Source organism: Phocaeicola sp. GP0067, from assembly GCF_031119655.1.
GTDB lineage: Bacteria > Bacteroidota > Bacteroidia > Bacteroidales > Bacteroidaceae > Phocaeicola > Phocaeicola vulgatus.
In genome coordinates this window covers 1-22,828 of the sequence record NZ_JAVHZY010000029.1, presented here as the reverse complement: position 1 = coordinate 22,828, position 22,828 = coordinate 1, and the positions used below count along the sequence as shown (strand labels likewise).

18 protein-coding genes and 1 CRISPR repeat array are annotated in these 22,828 nt (G+C 41.7%); all 18 genes read left to right on the top strand.

Features of this window, described 5'->3' with window-relative positions; translation table 11 throughout:
• Positions 1-56 precede the first annotated feature (56 nt).
• Positions 57-1,661, top strand: coding sequence for a DUF5060 domain-containing protein (locus RE317_RS17595; protein WP_008667648.1), 1,605 nt, complete (start codon positions 57-59; stop codon positions 1,659-1,661).
• A 121-nt stretch (positions 1,662-1,782) separates the two neighbouring features.
• Positions 1,783-2,397 (top strand): 3,4-dihydroxy-2-butanone-4-phosphate synthase, encoded by a 615-nt coding sequence (ribB, locus tag RE317_RS17590; RefSeq protein ID WP_005842361.1) that lies wholly within the window; start codon positions 1,783-1,785, stop codon positions 2,395-2,397.
• Between the two features lie 11 nt (positions 2,398-2,408).
• Positions 2,409-3,164 carry a DeoR/GlpR family DNA-binding transcription regulator gene (locus tag RE317_RS17585; protein WP_005842359.1) on the top strand — a complete coding sequence of 252 codons (756 nt, stop codon included), beginning with the start codon at positions 2,409-2,411 and terminating at the stop codon, positions 3,162-3,164.
• 309 nt (positions 3,165-3,473) lie between these two features.
• A complete protein-coding gene (locus RE317_RS17580) occupies positions 3,474-4,352 on the top strand; it encodes a transketolase (protein WP_258968642.1) in 879 nt (292 codons plus the stop codon).
• A complete protein-coding gene (locus tag RE317_RS17575; protein WP_008782053.1) occupies positions 4,342-5,280 on the top strand; it encodes a transketolase family protein in 939 nt (312 codons plus the stop codon). Before RE317_RS17580 ends, RE317_RS17575 begins: the two co-directional genes overlap by 11 nt.
• Before the next feature lie 25 nt (positions 5,281-5,305).
• Positions 5,306-6,802, top strand: coding sequence for a glycerol kinase (locus RE317_RS17570; RefSeq protein WP_008667641.1), 1,497 nt, complete (start codon positions 5,306-5,308; stop codon positions 6,800-6,802).
• 33 nt (positions 6,803-6,835) lie between these two features.
• Positions 6,836-8,260, top strand: coding sequence for an L-fucose/L-arabinose isomerase family protein (locus RE317_RS17565; RefSeq protein WP_005842349.1), 1,425 nt, complete (start codon positions 6,836-6,838; stop codon positions 8,258-8,260).
• A gap of 12 nt (positions 8,261-8,272) precedes the next feature.
• Positions 8,273-9,289: a GRP family sugar transporter gene (locus tag RE317_RS17560; RefSeq protein ID WP_005842348.1), complete on the top strand. Its 1,017-nt coding sequence runs from the start codon at positions 8,273-8,275 to the stop codon at positions 9,287-9,289.
• A gap of 7 nt (positions 9,290-9,296) precedes the next feature.
• Positions 9,297-10,145 (top strand): substrate-binding domain-containing protein, encoded by an 849-nt coding sequence (locus tag RE317_RS17555; protein WP_008782056.1) that lies wholly within the window; start codon positions 9,297-9,299, stop codon positions 10,143-10,145.
• A gap of 158 nt (positions 10,146-10,303) precedes the next feature.
• The gene (hisS, locus tag RE317_RS17550) at positions 10,304-11,668 is read left to right on the top strand and encodes a histidine--tRNA ligase (RefSeq protein WP_008667630.1); all 1,365 of its coding nucleotides are present in this window, start codon (positions 10,304-10,306) and stop codon (positions 11,666-11,668) included.
• 401 nt (positions 11,669-12,069) lie between these two features.
• On the top strand, positions 12,070-14,295 hold the full coding sequence (locus RE317_RS17545) for a CRISPR-associated helicase/endonuclease Cas3 (protein ID WP_008667627.1): 2,226 nt from the start codon (positions 12,070-12,072) through the stop codon (positions 14,293-14,295).
• A 10-nt stretch (positions 14,296-14,305) separates the two neighbouring features.
• Positions 14,306-15,166 carry a Bro-N domain-containing protein gene (locus RE317_RS17540; RefSeq protein ID WP_008667625.1) on the top strand — a complete coding sequence of 287 codons (861 nt, stop codon included), beginning with the start codon at positions 14,306-14,308 and terminating at the stop codon, positions 15,164-15,166.
• A gap of 1 nt (position 15,167) precedes the next feature.
• The gene (gene cas5c, locus RE317_RS17535; RefSeq protein WP_005852926.1) at positions 15,168-15,848 is read left to right on the top strand and encodes a type I-C CRISPR-associated protein Cas5c; all 681 of its coding nucleotides are present in this window, start codon (positions 15,168-15,170) and stop codon (positions 15,846-15,848) included.
• On the top strand, positions 15,845-17,560 hold the full coding sequence (cas8c, locus tag RE317_RS17530) for a type I-C CRISPR-associated protein Cas8c/Csd1 (RefSeq protein ID WP_008782057.1): 1,716 nt from the start codon (positions 15,845-15,847) through the stop codon (positions 17,558-17,560). Before cas5c ends, cas8c begins: the two co-directional genes overlap by 4 nt.
• A gap of 19 nt (positions 17,561-17,579) precedes the next feature.
• Positions 17,580-18,464 (top strand): type I-C CRISPR-associated protein Cas7/Csd2, encoded by an 885-nt coding sequence (gene cas7c / locus RE317_RS17525; RefSeq protein ID WP_008670702.1) that lies wholly within the window; start codon positions 17,580-17,582, stop codon positions 18,462-18,464.
• 9 nt (positions 18,465-18,473) lie between these two features.
• Positions 18,474-19,139: a CRISPR-associated protein Cas4 gene (gene cas4, locus RE317_RS17520; RefSeq protein WP_008670705.1), complete on the top strand. Its 666-nt coding sequence runs from the start codon at positions 18,474-18,476 to the stop codon at positions 19,137-19,139.
• Positions 19,136-20,158, top strand: a complete 1,023-nt coding sequence (cas1c, locus tag RE317_RS17515; RefSeq protein WP_005852930.1) for a type I-C CRISPR-associated endonuclease Cas1c — start codon at positions 19,136-19,138, stop codon at positions 20,156-20,158. The genes cas4 and cas1c overlap by 4 nt, the downstream gene beginning before the upstream one ends.
• A 9-nt stretch (positions 20,159-20,167) precedes the next feature.
• Complete coding sequence (cas2, locus tag RE317_RS17510) at positions 20,168-20,458, top strand: CRISPR-associated endonuclease Cas2 (RefSeq protein WP_005852931.1); 291 nt, start codon at positions 20,168-20,170, stop codon at positions 20,456-20,458.
• A gap of 165 nt (positions 20,459-20,623) precedes the next feature.
• A CRISPR array of direct repeats spans positions 20,624-22,359; the repeat unit is 32 nt; unit sequence GTCACACCCTGCGTGGGTGTGTGGATTGAAAC.
• Positions 22,360-22,828: the final 469 nt, after the last annotated feature.

Below are 22,828 nucleotides of genomic sequence, written 5' to 3'. Positions count from 1 at the left end.
CAGTATGAAAATGTTCCGGAAAACTTTTATGAGTATAATTTTTAAAACATGATAGGATGAGTACAAAATTTTATGTAATAGCTGTTTGGACGCTGTTAAGTTTTGTGGTAAAAGTAAATGCACAAGACAAAGTGGAATGTTGGGACCGGTTTGAGTTGAGTTTTAAACAGGTGACCAAAGGGAATCCTTTTGATATACGTCTTTCCGCTACTTTCGTTTGTGGAAAGGAAAAGAAAACGGTGGAAGGATTTTATGATGGTGAGAATACTTATAGGATACGGTTTATGCCTGCTGTCGCCGGGGAATGGAGGTATGTTACATCTTCCAGTATAGGGGCTATGAATGGTCGGAAAGGTACATTCACAGTGATACCTGCCGGAAAAGATAATCATGGCATGGTATTGGTGGACGGAGAACATAATTTTAAATATGCGGACGGTACCCGTTATTATCCGATGGGTACGACGGCCTATGCATGGACACATATGAAGGAAACGACTCAGGAGGCTACTTTGAAATCGTTTGGTGAAGCCGGTTTTAATAAGGTAAGGATGTGTGTGTTTCCTAAAAACTATTCTTTAGTGAAAGACGAGCCTGCGCTTTATCCTTTTGAAATAAGGAAGACGATAAAAGATAAGGAAGGAAATGAAAGGAAAGAATGGGACTTTGACAGATTTGACCCGGCTTTTTTTCAGCATTTGGAGAAACGGATAGACCAACTGAACCGTTTGGGGATTGAGGCGGATTTGATCCTTTTCCATCCTTATGATAAGGGAAGATGGGGCTTTGATGCTATGTCGAATGAGGTGAATGTACGTTATATTAAATATATTACTGCTCGTTTGGCTTCTTTTAGAAATGTATGGTGGTCTATGGCAAACGAGTGGGATTATGTAAAAGCGAAAACTGTGGACGATTGGAAGCTGTTGACGAAAACTGTGGTTGAGAATGATCCTTATCGCCATTTATGTTCTATTCATGGAGCGACGGCTACTTATTTTGATTATTGGATGCCTGAATTTACCCATGTCAGCATACAGGATGAGGCACCGGTACTGAGTTCTACCGCTTCTGCTACTTTAAGAAAAATTTATCGCAAACCGGTTATATGTGATGAGGTTGGGTATGAAGGGAATCTACCTTATCGTTGGGGAAGGTTAAGTCCGCAGCAGATGACTTGCTTTATTTTGAATGGTTTGTTGGGTGGAATTTATGTCACTCACGGTGAATGTTATCAGCAGGGGAACGAACCTATCTTTTGGGCGCAAGGGGGATCTTTAAAAGGTGAAAGCTGGAAACGTGTGAAATTTTTAAGAACGATTATTGAAGCTGCTCCCCATCCGTTGGAGATGGCAGATGTCAGTCGTGACTTGGTTACTTCTACTGCTGGACCAGATTATTATCTGGTCAATATGGGAAAAGATGTGAAAGGTTTCTGGACTTTTAATCTGCCGGTAAAAAATGCGGATTATAACAAATTGCAAAAGAATAAACGGTTTAAAGTGGAGATTATTGATGTGTGGGCCATGACTGTCACGGAATATCCTGTGATATTTGAAACAACGGAGGAATTGGATTATCGTGTTTTTGATATACATCATCGGGGAGTAAGAATTCCGGATGCTCCTTATATTGTTCTTAGAATAACAGAAGTGAAATGATGGGATAAGCCTTCTGACGGGAGATGATTGATTTTTTTTATCATAAAAAAGGCTAATAGTTTTCGATTCTTTTTGTTTTAGCTTAAATTTGCGGTATAATTAACTCCCTAGATACACTAAAATGTTAAATACAGTAGAAGAAGGATTGGAAGATATTCGCCAAGGCAAAGTATTGATCGTTGTTGATGACGAAGATCGTGAAAACGAAGGCGATTTTATCGTTTCAGGAGAAAAGATTACTCCTGAAATTGTAAATTTTATGATTACTCATGGCAGAGGGTTGTTATGTGCTCCTCTGCCACGTTCACGTTGTGAAGAACTTTGTCTGGCTCCGATGGCAGAAGAAAACACTTCATTGCTAGGTACACCGTTTACTATGTCGGTAGATTTAAGAGGGTATGGCTGTACTACGGGAGTTTCTGCTTTCGACCGTTCGTCAACAATAAAAGCTTTGGTGGCAGGAAATCTGAATCCTTCCGAGTTTGCTCGTCCCGGACACGTTTTCCCTCTATATGGTGCGGAAAATGGGGTCTTGGAGCGTAATGGACATACCGAAGCCACACTGGATATGACAAGAATGGCAGGTTTGAAACCCGGAGGAGCTCTTGTTGAAATTTTGAATGAAGATGGTACAATGGCGCGTCTTCCCCAACTAGGTGAGATTGCAGCAAAATTCGGTTTGAAAATTGTTTCCATTAAGGATATTCAGGAATATCGTAAAAAACATAACCTCTAAATCTAATAAATATGGCACTCAATCAAAGAAGAGTAAAGATATTGCATCTGATTCGTGAAGACGGGCATGCAAAAGTTCAGGACCTTAGTAAAATTTTCAATGTGACGGATGTAACGATCCGTCAGGATTTGGAAGCCTTGGAACAAATGGGGTATATCCAAAGAGAGCATGGAGGTGCGTTTCTGAAAGGAGTAGGGTCGTTTGCCAAGACCGGGCAATTGTTCAATCAGACTCATTTGGAGGAAAAGAAAGAAATCGCTCAGAAAGCTATTCAGTTTATTCAGGAGGGGGACAGTATAATTCTTGATTCCGGTTCTACAACTACAGAGATCGCAAAGCTTTTAATGAATTATAAGGACCTGACAGTCATTACCAATGCTTTGAATATAGCTTTGATTTTAGGTGAGAATCATGGTATTAATCTGATTGTTACCGGAGGTGAATTCAAGGCTCCTACACTTTCTTTGACAGGAAAAATGGCGGCCGATTCATTTAAAGATATACGCGCTAATAAATTGTTTCTGGCTACGGCCGGTATTTCTTCGGATATGAAGCTAACTTATCCTAGTCTAAGTGATTTGGTCGTGAAATCTGCTATGATAGAGTCTGCCAGTAAAGTGTATCTGGTGGCTGATTGTTCAAAAATAGGTGTCAGTGCTTTTGCTAGTTTAGGCTCGGTTTCATTAGCAAATGCTATTATTACAGATAGTACTATAACCGAAGAGGATTTTGAAAGATTAAAAGAATTAGAGGTCGAAGTTATCTGATTCTTACTGAAACAAAGGTAATATGGGTGATTGAGAATGTTGGAAAATACATTCTTGATCACCTTTTTTATCAACTTTGATTTTACTTCCTTATTTCTCCTTATTGTTTGCTTCTTTTTTTTATAACAGTTCTGTTGGGTACAAAATAGACAATCGGAGAGTCTTGTTTATATAGAGATATAACTTTGTTAGCAGAATAAATTAATTGTCCTGATTTATAGATTATATAGGTGTTTATTGTTAATATAATCAAATTTATTTTCATTTTATTTCGTTTTATATTGAATATTTCCAGTTAAATTCCGTTCTTTGCGAAAGAATAAGAAAGAAAATGATAATAATATGCAAGTTGAAACGTTAGAATTACAATCGGAAAAGAATCGGAAACGATTGGTTGAGATTGTGTATAAAGCAAAAGCAGGACACATTGGAGGTGATCTGTCGTGTCTTAACGTGCTTACAGCACTTTATTTTGATATAATGCGTGTTTGGCCGGATAAACCAAAGGAAACGAAAAGAGATCGTTTTGTAATGAGCAAAGGGCATTGCGTAGAAGCGTTATATGTTACGTTGGAAGCAAAAGGTTTCATCTCTCGTGAGGTAACCGACACATTAGGAGAATTCGGATCTCTTTTGTCCGGCCATCCTACTATAGAGGTACCGGGTATTGAAGTAAATACAGGAGCTTTAGGGCATGGCTTGTCTGTAGGTGTCGGAATGGCGATGGCTGCCAAAATGGATAAAGCTGATTATAAAACGTATGTATTGATGGGAGATGGTGAGCAAGGGGAAGGTTCTATATATGAAGCTGCTATGGCAGGAAACCAGTATAAATTGGATAATCTGGTAGCCATTATTGACCGTAATCGTTTGCAGATCAGCGGTACAACCGAGGAGGTCATGTCATTGGAGAGTATGCGCGACCGCTGGACTGCCTTCGGTTGGGATGTATTGGAAATGAACGGAGATGAGATGGAAGATATCATCCGGACTTTCCGTTCTATTGATTATACGAATAAAAAGCCTCATTTGCTTATCTCCCATACTACAAAAGGAAAAGGAGTGTCTTATATGGAAGGCATTGCAAAATGGCATCATGGCGTGCCTACAGCCGAACAATATGAAGAGGCTGTTCGCGAGGTATCCGAAAGAATTGAAAAACTAGAAAAAGAAAACAATGGCAAATAATATGATAGCGTGCAGAAAGAGCTTTACAGATACGTTGCTGGAGTTGGCGCGTCAGGATAAAGATATTGTGGCGGTTACAACAGACGCCAGAGGATCTGTTACTTTGGGGGATTTTGCAAAAGAATTACCTGCACAGTTTGTAGAATGTGGAATAGCCGAACAGGATGCGGTAGGAATATCAGCAGGTTTGGCACATAGCGGAAAAAAAGTGTTTGTATGTGGCCCGGCTTGCTTTTACGTGGCACGTAGCTTGGAGCAGGTGAAGGTCGATTTGGCTTATAGTCAGAATAATGTGAAGATACTCGGAGTAAGTGGTGGAGTTGCTTATGGTGCTTTGGGGGCTACTCATCATAGCCTGCATGATATTGCCGTATTAAGAACTTTTCCGGGAATGAATATCGTTCTTCCTTGTGATGCCCGTCAGACACGCAAGTTGGTCAAACTATTGGTAGATTATCCTGAACCGGTGTATGTACGTGTAGGAAGAGCTGCTGTTCCCGATGTGTATGAGAATGATGATTTTGATTTTGTTCTGGGAAAAGCTAATATGCTGCTGAACGGTACGGACCTGACCATCATTGCTGCCGGAGAAACGGTTTATCATGCTTATCAAGCTGGTTTGATGTTACAGGAGAAAGGCATTAAGGCACGTGTGTTGGATATGTCTTCCATCAAGCCCGTTGATGCGGAAGCCATCAGGAAAGCGGCAGAAGAAACCGGAAGAATTATCACTGTGGAAGAGCATAGTCAGTTTGGTGGTTTGGGAGCTATTGTGGTTGAGACGCTTTCCGAAAATCCGGTTCCGGTACGCATTATCGGCATCCCCGATGAGAACGTGGTTCATGGAAACTCCCATGAAATCTTTGCCCATTACGGATTGGATAAAGAGGGCATCTGCAAGACTGCCCTTGAATTCGTGAAAAAATAAACATATCCTTTTTAAATCTAATAGTATGATTAGCAGAATAATTACCATAGATCAAAGTACTTCGGCAACAAAAGCCATGCTGTTCTCTGAAGATTGCGAATTGTTGCATCGGGTAAATATAGAACATCAGCAATTCTACCCGCAGATAGGATGGGTAGAGCATGATGCCGAAGAAATCTATAAAAATACCATAGAAGCGATACATTGTCTGCTTGAACAAGAAGAAGTGAATGGAAAGGATATTTCTTATTCTCTTGCCATCACCAATCAGCGCGAAACGGTGGTTGTTTGGAACCGACATACCGGCAAGTCCGTTTATCATGCCGTGGTATGGCAATGCCAGCGGGGAGCGGCTATTTGCAAAGAACTGAAAGATAAGGGATACAGCGAACTGGTACAACGAAAGACCGGATTGCTTATCGATCCTTATTTTTCTGCCAGTGGTGCTAAGTGGATATTGGATAACGTGGAAAATGCACGTGAACTGGCAGAAAAAGGCGATTTGTTGATGGGAACTATTGATTCCTGGCTGATTTGGAAACTGACCGAAGGCAGGAAGCATCTGACTGATTATACGAATGCGTCTCGTACCATGCTTTTTAATATTCATACTTTGGACTGGGATGAAGAGTTGTTGAAACTCTTCACTATTCCCCGGAGTATGATGCCGGAAGCATTGCCCTGTGATGCTGTTTTTGGAGAAACAACGATAGAGGGTTTGTTCAAATCTCCGATACAAATAGCAGGTGTTTTAGGTGATTCCCATGGAGCATTAACCGGTCAGATGTGTTTTGAGGCAGGTATGGGCAAGGTGACTTATGGAACGGGATCATCTGTTATGGTTAACATTGGAGAAGAGGCTGTCGCTGCTCCTGAAGGGCTGGTTACATCCGTCGGATTCTCGGCTTTGGGTAAAGTGTATTATGCTTTTGAGGGCAATATCCATTGCACCGGAGCCACTATCAAATGGATGGTGGAGAAATTGGGATTGGTGGACTCGTTCAATCAAATTGAAACCTTGGCGACTTCGGTGAAAAATAATGATGGAGTCTATCTGGTTCCCGCCTTTACCGGATTGGGAGCTCCCTGGTGGAAACCGGATGCTAAAGCTGCTATCTGGGGAATGACACTGAATGCTGGAAAAGCGCATGTGCTGCGTGCAGGATTGGAATCCATTGCTTATCAAGTGAAGGATTTGATAGACATGATGACCCGGCAGGCAGGAATCGAGCTGAAAGCGTTGCGTGTTGACGGAGGCCCCACGAAGAATCAGTTCCTGATGCAGTTTCAGGCTGATATGCTGCATGCCGTCATTAACCGTTCGGAGATAGAGGAAGCTTCTGCATTGGGGGCTGTTGTCATGAATGGCTTTGCCCGTAAGAAGTGGGCCAGTTTCCAAGAAGCCGCTGCCATGCGTACCATTGACAATTGCATCGCTCCCTGTATGGAGGAAAAAGAACTTCAATCTTTGTATAGTGGCTGGCGTGAGGCTGTTAAGAAAGTAATAGGACAGAATAACTAACTGAATATATCGTAACTTTTAATACCATTAGAAATGAAAAACAAGAAAAAAATGTGTTTTGGTGTCATCATTGGAACACGCGCTTATTTTAACTCGGAATTAGCAAAAGATGTCCGTAAACAATTGTTGGAAACACTGACGAAAGAGGGCTATGACTATGTCATTCTCCCCGAAGATGCTACGCCTACAGGCAGTAGCAGTATTGAAACAAGAGAAGATGGCTTGAAATGTGCAAAGTTGTTCCGTGAGAATCGTGACCGCATTGATGGAATCATTGTTTCATTACCTAACTTCGGTTTTGAAATCGGTATCATCAATGCTATCAGTGTAGCCGATCTGAATGTGCCTGTTTTGGTTCAGGCATGTGATGATGAGAATGACAAGGTGGATTTGGATAGCCGTCGTGACGCGTTCTGTGGTAAGATTTCCGTATGCAATAACTTGTATCAGTATGGCATTCCTTTTACTGATACTACGCTACATACTTATTCTATTTATTCTGATTTGCTGGCAGCCGATATTAATAAGTTCGCTGCGATCTGCCGGGTGGTGAATGGTCTTCGTCATGCTCGCATCGGTGCCATCGGCACTCGTCCTGCCGGTTTCCAGACCGTCCGCGCCAGCGAGAAACTGTTGCAGGCATCGGGCATTACAGTCGTTCCGGTAGATCTTTCTGAAATCTTGTCTGCCGCCCGTAAGATTGAAGATGCTGATGAAACGTTACAAGCAAAACTGAAAGAAATCAGACAATATGCTGCTGTTCCCGAACAATACAATGATAAACTGATTTTGCAGGCTAAATTTGGTGTGGCTGTAGAACAATGGATGGAAGCCAATGAAATTGATGCTGTAGCTATCCAGTGTTGGGACTCTTTGGAGCAAAACTATGGTTGTGCAGCTTGTGTGACTATGAGTATGTTGAGTGAAAAATTAATCCCTGCTGCTTGTGAAGTGGATATTGCCGGTGCAGTGTCTATGTATGCGTTGACATTGGCTTCCGGTCGCCCGTCGGCATTGCTTGACTGGAACAATAACTTTGCCGAGGATCGTGACAAGTGTGTGTGTACACATTGTGGTAACTTCCCTAAATCATTTGTAATGAATGATTTGAAGTTAGGAACATTAGGAGTGTTAGGCAGAACATTAGGTAAGGTACATACTTTCGGTGCCGTTTACGGTAAAGTAAAACAGGGTGATTTCACCTTCTTCCGCATCTCGACAGATGATACGAAGGGTTGTATCAAGTCTTATTTGGGCAAAGGTGACCTGACTGATGATCCATACGGAATGGATGGTTGTATAGCAGTAACCAAGGTGGATAATCTGCAGCCGCTTATGAAATATATTTGTAAGAATGGATTCGAACATCATGTGGCTATGTGCCGTGGCAATGTGAAAGATATTTTGGCGGAAGCTATTGAAACTTATCTGAACTGGAATATCTATATTCACGAATAATATCGATGAAATATGATATTGGTAGATAATTACTTTTTGGCAATCCTCTGCTGTGTTATTTGCTGTGCCTGCTGGGGCTCTTGGGCAAATACGCAGAAGATGGTTGCCGCCAAGCAATGGAGCTTTGAACTGTTTTATTGGGATTTGACCGTCGGTCTGTTCCTTACAGCTTTATTGGGGGCGGTGACTTTGGGAAGTATGGGAAGTGAAGGTCGTACCTTTTTTCAGGATTTGGCAGTCATGGACTGGTCTAGCATTCAATATGCATTCTTGGGCGGTGTTGTGTGGAACTTTGGCAATATATTTCTTACCGCAGCCATTGCTGTAGCCGGAATGTCAGTAGGTTTTCCTATCGGTGGAGGCTTGGCCTGGATTGGAGGTATTGTATTCAATTATTTATTAATCTCTTTGGCCGGTCAGACCTATCAGGGAAATCAGCTTTTACTATGGAGTGGTGTGTTAGTCATCATTGTAGCTATACTGATCTGCGGAAAAGCGTACGGAAAGTTATCGTCCGGCAAGGCTTCCACTCCGAAGAAGGGGATTCTGCTGGCCATTATGGCAGGTATCGCTATCATGTTTTTTTACGGATTGGTAGTGAAATCTCTTGACCCGCAGTATGTGGCGGGAGGAACCGGAACGCTGACTCCTTATACAGGTGTGTTCTTCTTTGCGGTAGGTATTCTGGCCAGCACACCTATATTCAATACCTTTGCCATGAAGCATCCGGTAGAAGGCAAGGCGGTGACCATGAAAGATTACTTTGCCGGCGATGCCAAGACCCATCTCACAGGTATGCTGGGAGGCTTTATCTGGATGGGCGGCATGGTGATTAGTTTTATGGGAGCAGGTGCTGCCAATCCGGCTATCTCTTATGCCCTTAGCAACGCAGCGCCTGTGGTGGCTATGATCTGGGGAGTTTTTGTCTGGAAGGAATTTAAGGAAGCTCCGAAGGGGACCAATAAACTGATTGCGGCTATGTTCTCCTTGTTTATTATCGGATTAATAAGCATTACTTTGTCAAATTAGAAATTAGATGAAGAGAAATTATAAAATAGGGCTTGTAATGAAGTCGTTACAAGCCGATTTTTTCAAAGTGATGAAAGAAGGGGCCATTCAGTATGCGGCCCCTCTTCCGTTTTTGGATTTGGTTTGTGTGGGAACGGCTACACAGACAGAGGTAGAGGAACAGGTTGACTTGATGTATTCCTTGATTCATCAGCAAGTCGATGCTATCGTATTGGTTCCTATAGATTCAAAAGCCTTAGTTCAGCCTGTAGTAGAGGCTGTCAGGAAAGGAGTTCCGGTAATCAATATTGATATCCGGTTGGATACTCAGCTATTGGAGCAGGCAGGAGTAGAAGTGGCTTTTGTGGGACCGGATAATTTTGCAGCTGCGTATGAAGTGGGTAAATTATTGGATAAGAAGTTGCGGAATGAAGATAAAGTTGCTATTATTGAAGGATTGGCGGCAGCCGATAATGCGCAGCAGCGTAAAAGAGGTTTTATCAAGGCGATAGAAGAAAAAGGGTTAAGATTGGTGGCATCCGAACCGGCCGACTGGGAAACGGAGAAAGCCGCCGAAGTTTTTCAGGCTATGTGGATGCGGTATCCTGATTTGAAAGCTGTATATTGCAGCAATGATGCGATGGCGTTGGGGGTTCTTCAGCAGATGCAAGAAAAAAATTGCTATCTGCCTGTAGTGGGCTTTGATAATGATGCGGTGATGAAAGAATTTCTTTCTACGGGAAAACTGGTTGCAACAGCTGATATTTTCAGCTCACAGATGGCTGTCCGGGGCATTGAGTTCGCTTTGGATGTATTGGAGGGAAAAATAGAGAATAGAGGGGCTCATTCTACAGCTTACGAAATTATTAAACAATGAGTTCGTAGGGAAACGGCCCATACTGAGATATGCACTTAAGGCACCGGCTGTTTAACTTCTTAATATTGCCGGCAATGAGCAATATTAAGAAGTATTCTTTTTACGAATGAAATATTTAGTGTAATTTTGTGGCTCAAAATAAATTAAATAGAATCATTATGGCAGCAAAACCAGGTATACCTAAAGGAACGAGAGATTTTTCGCCGGTGGAAATGGCGAAACGTAACTATATATTCAATACGATCCGTGATGTGTTTCATCTTTTCGGCTATCAGCAGATTGAAACTCCTTCTATGGAGAATTTGTCTACCTTGATGGGAAAATACGGTGACGAAGGGGATAAGTTATTGTTTAAGATACAGAACTCAGGTGATTATTTCAACGGCATTACCGATGAGGAATTGCTGGGCCGCAATGCGGTAAAGCTGGCGAGCAAGTTCTGTGAAAAAGGATTGCGCTACGATCTCACCGTACCTTTTGCCCGCTATGTGGTGATGCATCGTGATGAAATAAGTTTTCCTTTCAAACGTTATCAAATCCAACCGGTTTGGCGTGCGGATCGTCCCCAAAAAGGGCGTTACCGTGAGTTTTACCAATGTGACGCCGATGTGGTAGGCAGCAATTCTTTATTGAATGAAGTGGAGCTGGTACAGATGATAGACCGTGTATTTGGTAAATTCGGAGTACGTGTTTCAATTAAAATCAATAACCGTAAGATATTGACCGGTATTGCCGAGATTATCGGGGAGGCTGATAAAATTGTAGATATCACCGTAGCCATTGACAAACTGGATAAAATCGGATTGGAAAATGTAAATGCGGAATTGGCTTCTAAAGGGATTCCTCAAGAGGCTATTGATAAATTGCAGCCGATTATTTTATTGAGTGGAAGCAATGAAGAGAAATTGGAAACTTTGAAGACTGTCCTTGCTACCAGTGAAGCGGGATTGAAGGGAGTGGAAGAAAGTGAATTCATATTAAAAACCGTGTCTGCACTGGGTGTGAAGAGTGAAGTGGAATTGGATTTGACTTTGGCTCGCGGCTTGAATTATTATACGGGAGCAATTTTTGAAGTGAAGGCCTTGGATGTGCAGATTGGCAGCATCAGTGGTGGTGGCCGTTATGATAATCTGACCGGTGTCTTTGGTATGGATGGTATGTCTGGTGTAGGTATCTCTTTCGGAGCCGACCGTATTTTTGATGTGTTGAATCAGTTGGATTTGTATCCGAAAGAAGCGGTGAACGGAACCGAGCTGTTGTTTGTAAACTTCGGCGATAAAGAGGCTGCTTATTGTCTGCCTATCCTGGCAAAAGTCCGTGAAGCAGGGGTGCGCGCTGAAATTTATCCGGATGCTTCTAAAATGAAGAAGCAGATGGGATATGCCAATGACAAGCAGATTCCTTTTGTCGCTATTGTTGGTGAAAATGAAATGAACGAAGGGAAACTGACTTTGAAGAATATGACTACAGGCGAGCAGTCACTGGTTACACCGGATGAGTTGCTGGCGGTGGTGAAAGCTTGATGTTTACTAATTATCTGCAATCATACCATAAAAGCTTCATTGATGGATGATTGCATCACATGGGAATGCCCGATAACGTTTGCTTTATACGTTATTTGTATTGAAATATAAATGCTGGATTACCTATGTGGATAATCAGATTGTTTTTTCTTCCGTCACTACATCTTACTGATTCTAAAAGAGATGTAGTGACGGAAATTTTTGTATCCCCCCGAAATGGTTTGTTCTCTTTTTTCCGCGTAGAGGCGACAAAGCGGAATGCCTGTTCTTGTCGTTGTTGGTTGTATTTCTTGTTTTAAGGATGAAAACTGATGGAGCTGACCTGAAATATGATTTTCTTTTGCGAGAGTCTGATATTATTCACTATATTTGTGGAATGTTAGCCTTATAAATTTAATCAGATGATAGAGAAAAATCAGTTGATATCCCATTTGTATCAAAATAGGGATAATGGTCAATGGATGATACAAACCAATGATGAACATCAAAAGGGGGTTGCTGATATGGCGGCATCCTTCGCCGGGCAGTTCGGACTTCCTTCTTGGGGGCGTGCGCTCGGTCTACTTCATGACAAAGGAAAGGAACGGGCGGCATTCCAGCAATACATACGCAAGATGAATGGTTTGCCTACGAGTGACAAGAAGCGCTATGATGATCATACCCATGCTTTTGTGGGTGGAATATTGGCAAAAGAACTTATGGGAAAGGATGTTTCCCATCTTCTTGTAAACCAAATTATTTCTCATCACACGGGGTTACATGATTTCGGGGATGTGGAAAACATATTGAAAGAGAGGCTATTGTCCAAAGAAATAAACGAGGGTGACATTAGCATAAACAAACCTTTATTATTCCAAGAATTTATTGATTCACCTTTTTCTAAATCAAAGGTTGAATGGAAACACTTTCATCACCTTTCCCGTATGCTTTTTTCCTGTCTTGTAGATGCCGACCGGCTCGATACAGAACGGTTTATGGATGTAGAGTCATGGCGGAAGCGGGGAAATTCGGCTACGCTTGCCGATTTGCTTCCACAGCTGGAGGCATATATGCAAAAACTGCAATCGAATGCAGCTGATACGAAAGTGAACCGCATCCGCCAGCAAGTGAAAGAACAATGCAGTAGAACTTCTTCAAGCGAAAAAGGATTTTATAGTCTTACAGTTCCGACGGGAGGCGGTAAAACACTTTCTTCTTTGTTATGGGCCATGAAGCATGCTGTAAGCCATTCAATGAATCGTATCATCATCGCCATCCCATATACCAGTATCATTGTGCAAACGGCAGGGCTTTTGAAGGAAATCTTTGGTGAAGAAAATGTATTGGAGCATCATAGTAATTTCGACCCCGATGATATTAAGGACGAGGAAAATAGGGAAAAAGCAAAATTGGCTACAGAGAATTGGGACTATCCCATTATTGTCACTACCAATGTACAGCTTTTTGAATCTATGTTTAGCAATAAAACATCTGATTGCCGCAAACTGCACAACATGGCAAATTCAATTCTTGTTTTGGATGAGGTTCAGATGTTGCCAACCGGCTTCTTGCGGCCGATAGTCGATGCGCTGAAAGCGTATCAGGAAATGTTCGGGGTTTCGGTATTGTTTACCACGGCAAGCCAGCCGGTACTGAGTGGTCTGATAGAAGGAACAAATCCTAAAGCTGATTTTAAGGGAATAGAACATATCAAGGAAATTATTCCGGAAGAATTTGCTTTGCATGACCAGCTTCGCCGTGTGAAGTTGTCAATCGATGATACAGGAAAAACATACGATGAGATAGCTGCAAAGGTGTCTGAATATAATAAGGTGTTGTGCATAGTGAACACTCGTAAAGATGCCAAAGAGCTGTATGACCGTTTGCCCAATGACGGAGTGAAATTGCATTTGTCTAGAATGATGTGCCCTGCCCACTTACACGAAACTATTGGTAAAATAAAAACTTTATTGAAGGATGAGTCGCAGCCGATTGTCAGGGTCATTGCAACCCAGCTTGTGGAGGCCGGTGTGGATATAGACTTTCCGGTTGTGTTCCGTCAAGAAGCAGGACTCGATTCTGTATTGCAAGCAGCGGGACGGTGCAATCGGGAAGGACGAAGTGCCATGGGACATACATTTGTGTTCAGTCTGGCGGCAGAGAAGCGAAAGCTCTTCGGTTCAATGGCTGACTCCAACAATGCTCGGTTGAATTTGCCGGAAGATAGTGATTGGTTTGCTCCTTCTACCATGAAAGCCTATTTTTGTCAATTGTATAGCAGAAAACAAACATTTGATGAAAAGGATATAAAGCACTGGCTCTACAAACCTACTGAGCTATGTTTTGAAACTGCATCAAAAGAATTTCGCCTGATTGATGATACAAGTATAAATGTTATCGTAAATTGGGAAAACAGCATGGAACTTATAGAGCAGTTGAAAGAATCGGGGTGTACCTACTCGTTGGTGAAGCAATTGGCGAAATTTACTGTAGGCATCCGTTCCTATGATTTTAAGCAACTGAAAGGCTATGGGCTTGTCGAAGAAATATTGGAAGGAATATATGTATTGGCAGACAGGTCTCAGTATAATAAAACCACAGGTCTCAGCCTTGATAACCATTGGCTGGAGGAAGTATTAATGATATAAAGAAACGGATATGACAAAGAAAGAAACATTGAAATTGTTTGAAGAACGTAAAGTCCGCACCGTGTGGGATGATGAAAAGGAAAAATGGTATTTTTCGATAGTTGATGTGGTGTCAGTTTTAACAGACAGTGTTGATGCAACTGCTTATTGGCGTAAGTTAAAGCAAAGACTTAAAGAAGAGGGAAATGAAACCGTGACAAATTGTCACGGTTTGAAAATGAAAGCCACAGACGGTAAGATGCGACTTACAGATGTGGCTGATACAGAACAACTACTACGTATCATTCAGTCTATCCCATCTCCCAAGGCAGAACCGTTCAAGCAATGGATGGCACATGTAGCATCCGAACGTCTTGATCAGATGCAAGACCCTGAGTTGAGTATTGAGCAAGCTATGATGGACTACAAGCGACTTGGTTACTCTGACAACTGGATAAACCAACGCTTGAAGAGCATTGAAATCCGTAAAGATCTTACAGATCAATGGAAACTACATAATGTAGAGGAAGGTGTTCAATATGCTACTCTTACAGACATTATCTATCAGCAATGGACCGGAAAGTCGGCAAAGGAGTACAAACAGTTCAAGGGCTTGAAGAAAGAAAATCTCCGGGACAATATGACCAATGAAGAATTGGTTCTTAATATGCTGGCCGAACTCTCTACGACAAGTATTACTAAAGCTAAAAATCCTCAGACATTGGGTGAAAATATGCAGTGTGCGGCTGACGGTGGTGATGTGGCTCGTGTGGCACGCGAACAGTTGGAGCAAAAAACCGGTCGTGAAGTGGTAACTCCCTTGTCGGCAAAAAGGTTTTTTGAAGGTCAGAAGCCGGAAGATTTATTGGAAAACAAGGAAAACGATGAATGATATGGAATATACAGATAAAGAATATTGTCTGGAGGTGTGGGGCGATTGGGCTTGTTTCACTCGTCCGGAGTTGAAAGTAGAGCGTGTGAGTTATGATGTCATTACGCCATCGGCGGCACGCGCCATCTTTGAAGCGATACTGTTTAAACGTTATGCCATGCGTTGGCAGATAACCAAGATTGAGGTACTCAGGCCTATTAAATGGGCTACCATTAGACGGAATGAGGTGGGGGCAGTTGCCAGTAAATCACCTATCATTATTGAAGATAAACGTCAGCAGAAGAACACGTTGCTTCTGCTGGATGTGCGTTACCGAATTTATGCTAAGTTAGTATTTATTCCGGTAAAAGACCGTCCGAAAGAGGCTTTTGCCAAGCATCAGCCAAGTGCCGACGAGAATCCTATGAAGTATTATCAGATGTTCGAACGCAGGGCATCACAAGGGCAATGTTTTACGCAGCCCTATCTCGGATGTCGTGAGTTTTCTGCAAACTGGAAGTATATTGAAAGTACTGATAATCTTGATTATCCCTTAGCCGAAGACAGGGATTTCGGCATTATGCTTTATGATATGGACTTTGAGGAAAATCCACAAAAGCCGGATGCTATGTTTTATAGAGCCCAAATGAAAAAGGGAGTGATTGTTGTACCGGATAAAGATAGTGAGGAGGTGTTGAGATGATACTGAAAGCATTATATGATTACTATCATCGAAGTGGAGATGATGTGGCCCCTTTTGGTTTAGAATACAAAGAGATTGGATTTATTATTGTTATTGATAGATGTGGAAAATTTCTGCGCTTTGAAGACAGGCGCATAGATAAGAAGTCGGCACAGCAGTTTCTTGTTAAGAAAAGTGTTAGCCGATCAAGTGCCCCTGTTGCAAACTATTTGTATGACAATAGTAAATATGTATTTGGTTATTCCGATAAGGGGGATATGGAAAAGATACGTAAGTACTTTGAAGTATTTAAGGCGAAAGTAAAAGATATATATGATGCTTTTCCGGATAATGAGGACATAAAAGCTGTTTATGCATTTTATCAGCAAGACCATTCTTTTATAGTTGGGGCTATGCAGAAAGATTCTTTATGGGATGATATAGCCAAAAATCTTAATAAGAAATATTCTACCTTTTCTTTCCTTATAGAAGGGGATACGAAAATAGTGGCTTCGAAAAGGGAATTGATAAATTTGTTTGACGAGAATCATGGCGTGGCAGGAAATCTTTGTTTGATAACAGGGAGATATTCAAAAGTTGTAGAGATTACAACTGCTACAAAGATACTTGGAAGCCAAGAAACAGCTAAACTAGTTGCATTTCAAGTTAATTCCGGGTATGATTCGTATGGGAAATCTAAAGGATACAATGCTCCAATATCAGAAGAAGCTGAATTTGCATATACAACCGCATTGAATCATTTGCTGCGTTCGGATTCTCACAATAAGTTTATGGTGGGCTCACGTACTTATCTTTTCTGGGCTTCCTCCAATAGCGAGGCTTCAAAAGAGTCCGAAAATAGTCTATTTTCTTTGTTGGGGCGGATTGAAGAAGAAAATGACGACTCAAACAGGCGCATAAAGTTAGTATATGATACTTTCCAGTCTATCTATAACGGAAAATTATCGGCAAACGATGATGACAAATTCTTCATTTTGGGTTTGGCTCCCAATTCGGCAAGAATTGCGGTAGTATATTGGAATGAGATGCCTTTGCGTGAATTTGCAGGTTTGATAAGTAAACATTTTACGGATATGGAGATGGTTGACACTCGCAAAGATAAGAAGCCGTACGTGGGACTGCATTCCATTCTTGGAAATGTTACTCTTGGAGGAAAGTCAAGTGATGCGACTCCCAATCTTCCTGATGCTGTGGTGAGAAGCATATTTCAAGGGTTGCCGTATCCGGCTTCTCTCTTTCAAGCATGTATTCGTCGCATACGTGCAGAACAATCCGTCAATATAGTGCGTGCTGCTATCATCAAGGCATATCTCAACAGACTAAACGAAAATAACAACCATAAAAAATTAGATATTATGTTAGACAAAGAAAATCAAAATCAAGGGTATCTTTGTGGAAGGCTGTTTGCTGTGTTGGAAAACCTACAATATGCAGCAAATAAACAAGATTCCATTCGTTCAAGTTACATGAATGCGGCTTCATCTACGCCATCTACAGTATTTTCAACAGTTCTCAAATTATCAAACAGTCATTATGCTAAATTGGCTAAAGAGAAGAAAGGCCTTGCTAATTTCTTTGATAATCAAAAGAAAGAGATAATAGTTTTAATTCAAAATTTTCCTAATACATTGAGTTTGGAAGATCAAGGACGATTCTTCCTCGGCTATTATCATCAGAAAGCTCACAGAGAGAATCAAGAAACTGAAGAATAATTTTTAAAAATATACAATTATGTCAGAATTAAAGAATAGAATTGATTTCGTTTACATTTTTGATGTACAAGATGGTAATCCAAATGGTGACCCGGATGCAGGTAATCTTCCTCGGATAGATGCTGAAACTGGTATAGGCCTTGTTACAGATGTTTGTTTGAAACGCAAGGTACGTAATTATGTACAAATAGCCCAAGCAGGAAAAGCAGGTAACGATATTCTTGTCAAATCCAAAGAGATTTCTGGAGAAGAGGTCTTTATTAATGAAGAAATCCGCAAAATGTACAAAGAAGATTTAGGAATAGAACTAAAAATCAAAGAAAAAGCTCCTGCCGATAAGAGTTCAGCTGGTAAAATTGCTATGTGCAGACGCTTCTTTGACGTTAGGACTTTTGGAGCAGTACTCTCAACCGGACCTAACGCAGGACAAGTGAGGGGGCCGATTCAAATGACTTTTGCCCGTTCGCAAGATATGATTGTTTCAGCAGAGCATGCATTAACCGTATGTGTAGCTCGTGATGAAGAAAAGACCTATGAATCACAAGTGGGAATACAGGGACGTAAAGCGACCATTCCTTATGGCCTCTATGTCTGTCACGGCTTCATCTCCGCCAACTTGGCACAACAGACAGGATTTTCTGAAGAAGACCTTGAACTATTTTGGGAAGCTTTAAAGAACATGTTCGATGTGGATCGTTCGGCGGCACGTGGATTGATGAGTGCTCAAAAACTGATAGTCTTCAAGCATGACTCCATATTGGGTAATGCTCCCGCCAACAAGTTGTTTGAATTGGTAAAAGTGGAGAAAGTCTGCGATGGAGCACCACGCTCATTCATCGACTATTCAGTTACTATAGATAAGGAGAATGCTCCATCAAATGTAACTATTGAGGAACTGATATAATTCCATCGTATGTACAATGAAGACGATATGCTTATGTTGTCGGGGATTCAGCACTTTAGGTTCTGTCCCCGGCAATGGGCTTTGATACACATTGAGCAGCAATGGAACGATAATCGTCTCACCATCGAAGGACAGATTCTGCACAAGCATGTAGATGATCCGTTTTATAGACAAAAGTGTGGTGACCAGATAACATTACGTGCGGTGAATATCGCTTCGCGTGAACTTGGACTCTATGGAATCTCTGATGCCATAGAGTTACTTCCTTCCTCATCTTTTGAAAATACGATTTTGCATCCCAACTATCCGGGGCGATGGCAACCGGTTGCTGTGGAGTATAAGCATGGCAAACCGAAAAGAAACGAAGTGGATGAAGTGCAGTTGGCAGCACAAATCATGTGTATAGAAGAAATGTATGCTATCCATATACCATACGGCTCTTTCTTTTATGGGGAGCTTCGCCATCGGGTTAATGTGGATATAACGGAGGAGCTGCGAAATATAGTCAGACAATGTGCCCGGGATATGCACGATATATTTAGTAAAGCGGTTATCCCGAAGGCTGAATATGGGAAACATTGTGACAAGTGCTCGCTGAAAGATATCTGCATGCCGGAAATGGTAAATAATTGTACTTCGGTAGATAATTACCTTACTAAAAATCTGTACCTATGAGAAAACTATTGAATACTTTGTATGTGACGACACCGGAAGCGTATCTTAGTAAGGATGGGCTGAATGTCGTTATATCTGTTCAGCAGGAGGAGGTGTTTCGTATTCCTGTCATAAATATAGAGGGCATCGTTACGTTCGGATATATGGGCGCAAGTCCCGGTGTGATGAAATTGTGTAGTGACAATGGTATATCACTCACATTTCTTTCTCCACAAGGCAGATTTATCAGCAGGGTTCAAGGTGCTACGAAAGGGAATGTTCTGTTACGCAAAAAGCAGTACCAATTGTCGGACGATGCATCTTGGTCGTTGCATGTGGTTAGGTTGATGATTGGTGGTAAGATTCAAAACTATCGCAATATATTGAGGAGATATATTCGTGATTATGGTGAGAATGAAGACATTAATAGGGCGGTGCAAGTATTGGAACGTGCCAAGCGTGATGCTTTGAAGGCTCAAGATAAGACGGAATTAATTGGTTATGAGGGGATGGCTTCGAATGCCTATTTTGAGGTATTGCCAATCTTGATACTTAATCAGAAGACTGATTTCCCATTTCATGGTCGCAATCGTCGTCCTCCCAAGGATGCGGTGAATGCCATGTTGTCTTTTGCATATACGTTGATAGCCAATGATGTTGCGGCTGCTCTCGAAACTGTTGGCCTTGATCCATACGTCGGGTTTCTCCATACACTCCGTCCGGGGCGCACATCGTTGGCCTTAGATATGATGGAAGAGTTACGTGCTTACCTTGGCGACCGTTTTATTTTGTCGTTGATTAATAAAAGACAGATTTCAGTAAAAGACTTCTTGTTCCAAGGTGATAATGGGGTTGTTATGACAGATAAAGGGAAAAAGACTTTTATTACTGCATGGCAGGCAAGGAAAAGGGAAGTGATAATTCATCCTTATCTTAATGAAAAAGTTGAAATAGGGCTTCTGCCTTATGTGCAGGCTATGTTAATGGCAAGGTATATCAGGCAGGATATTGACGATTATCCGGTATTTCTTATAAAATGATTTTTAATTATGTACATTCTTGTGACTTACGATGTGGATACTACAAGCAAAGAGGGGGCTCGCCGTTTACGATGTGTGGCCAAGGCTTGTCTGGATTATGGACAGAGGGTGCAGAACTCAGTCTTTGAGTGTGTAGTGACGGAAGCGCAATATTCTCTTCTAAAAGGGAGAGTTAGGGATATTATTGATATGTCTCTTGATAGTGTTCGTTTTTATATTCTTAGTAAAAATGAGAATAAGAGGGTGGAAGTAATAGGTGTTGAAACGGCGTATAAACTTGAGGAGGCTCTTATAATATAATGCGAATGTGGTGTGTTACAAAAAAAGTAGTATCTTCGCATGTGTTAATAATCAGTAGATTAAATTATTTGTAAAGTATTTCTTCGTTATGAAGTTGAATAATAATGATGATTCGCATAACAGTGGATTAAATTTGCTGATTTATAATATGTTATTAGATATAGAGTCACACCCTGCGTGGGTGTGTGGATTGAAACCGAAAATAGGGACGAAGTGGGACAGGATCTTAATGTCACACCCTGCGTGGGTGTGTGGATTGAAACGGAAAACCAGCAGAAGCCCTATACTACTTTATGGGTCACACCCTGCGTGGGTGTGTGGATTGAAACTGAAAACATACTGTACGATTTTCTACTATCTTAGTCACACCCTGCGTGGGTGTGTGGATTGAAACAGCTATGAGAAAGAAATACGCTAAAAAACAATTGTCACACCCTGCGTGGGTGTGTGGATTGAAACGATGAAATACTTGAAGCTAACAGGGATGTGCTTGTCACACCCTGCGTGGGTGTGTGGATTGAAACATGTCAAACACGCCTGTAAACCATTCTACAATAGTCACACCCTGCGTGGGTGTGTGGATTGAAACAGCAGCTTTGCTGTTTCCAATGTTACAAGTTCTTCGGTCACACCCTGCGTGGGTGTGTGGATTGAAACAAATCAGGTATATGGATATCCAGATTATCCGGGTCACACCCTGCGTGGGTGTGTGGATTGAAACTTTTGATTTTATCTGTTGATCTAAACCTCCTATAGTCACACCCTGCGTGGGTGTGTGGATTGAAACTATTTCATTTGCACCGTTGGATAATTTTGTAGGGTCACACCCTGCGTGGGTGTGTGGATTGAAACATGTCTGCCTTGCTTATTTCGGTTGCCAGATTGGGTCACACCCTGCGTGGGTGTGTGGATTGAAACGTAGACTGATTGAAATCTTCACCGATAAGGGTGAGTCACACCCTGCGTGGGTGTGTGGATTGAAACCGTCCTCCGGAACAACTGGAGGGTGAAGCCTTTGTCACACCCTGCGTGGGTGTGTGGATTGAAACCAACAGTTGGGGGTGTCCGTAATGGGGCGTTCCGGTCACACCCTGCGTGGGTGTGTGGATTGAAACTCTGACAGTAATATAGATACTTTAGCAGTAGATAGTCACACCCTGCGTGGGTGTGTGGATTGAAACTCATGATGCGATACCGTATCAGTGATATGGCGGAGTCACACCCTGCGTGGGTGTGTGGATTGAAACAAAAATGGTCTTACAACAACAATCTTATAGGATGGTCACACCCTGCGTGGGTGTGTGGATTGAAACATTATGCCGTTATGTTTAATGATTTTAAGCCATGTCACACCCTGCGTGGGTGTGTGGATTGAAACTCCCGAATATCTGACATATTATGCTGTGATATCGTCACACCCTGCGTGGGTGTGTGGATTGAAACCCTTGAAAAGAGAAGATATCATGTTGCTGTTCGTCACACCCTGCGTGGGTGTGTGGATTGAAACTTACTGGGAGATGATATCCGATCTGGAGAACGGAGTCACACCCTGCGTGGGTGTGTGGATTGAAACTTTATTAGAATGATACACAACAACCAGCAAGAAGGTCACACCCTGCGTGGGTGTGTGGATTGAAACCATGACGACCCAAAGCATAATAATCTTAACTTAGTCACACCCTGCGTGGGTGTGTGGATTGAAACTCTCCTCCGTGTATAGTTGCATTTATATCTATTGTCACACCCTGCGTGGGTGTGTGGATTGAGACTCGAAATAGCGTAGCGATCCTTGCTCATCACAAGGTCACACCCTGCGTGGGTGTGTGGATTGAAACACGCAATCCACCACTATCATAGCTCGGATGAACTGTCACACCCTGCGTGGGTGTATATGGATTGAAGCATTGTTCACTCGTTGGTCAAGTTTATGGAAGAATTGTAAGCATTCGGCCTCTTGTGTATTTCTCTTCAAGCTGTTATAAAGTCAAAAGCCAAACGAAGTACGTTAGGCTTTTGACTTTGTTATGACTGGAAAAAACACGCACAATCCCGGATGCTTATCTTTTGTCTGTCTTCTTTTGTGGTTTCACCTAGGTGACAATACATTGGCATCTAAGTGGAGAGGCGTAGTCACCCAAGTGATACGCTTGCTTCACCTTGGTGAAACTATAAATTCAACTAAGTGTTTCAAAGCAAATATATTATATTTTTACTATACTATCCCTTGTTGCTTATTTGTTATGTTATTGATTATTAATGTATTGTTATCTGTTTGTATCGATTGTTTTTCTTGTCTTTATAAGATATATTAAAACATAAACTAACATGAAAATTGGTATAATTGACCTTTGTAAACAAATAGAAGATCCT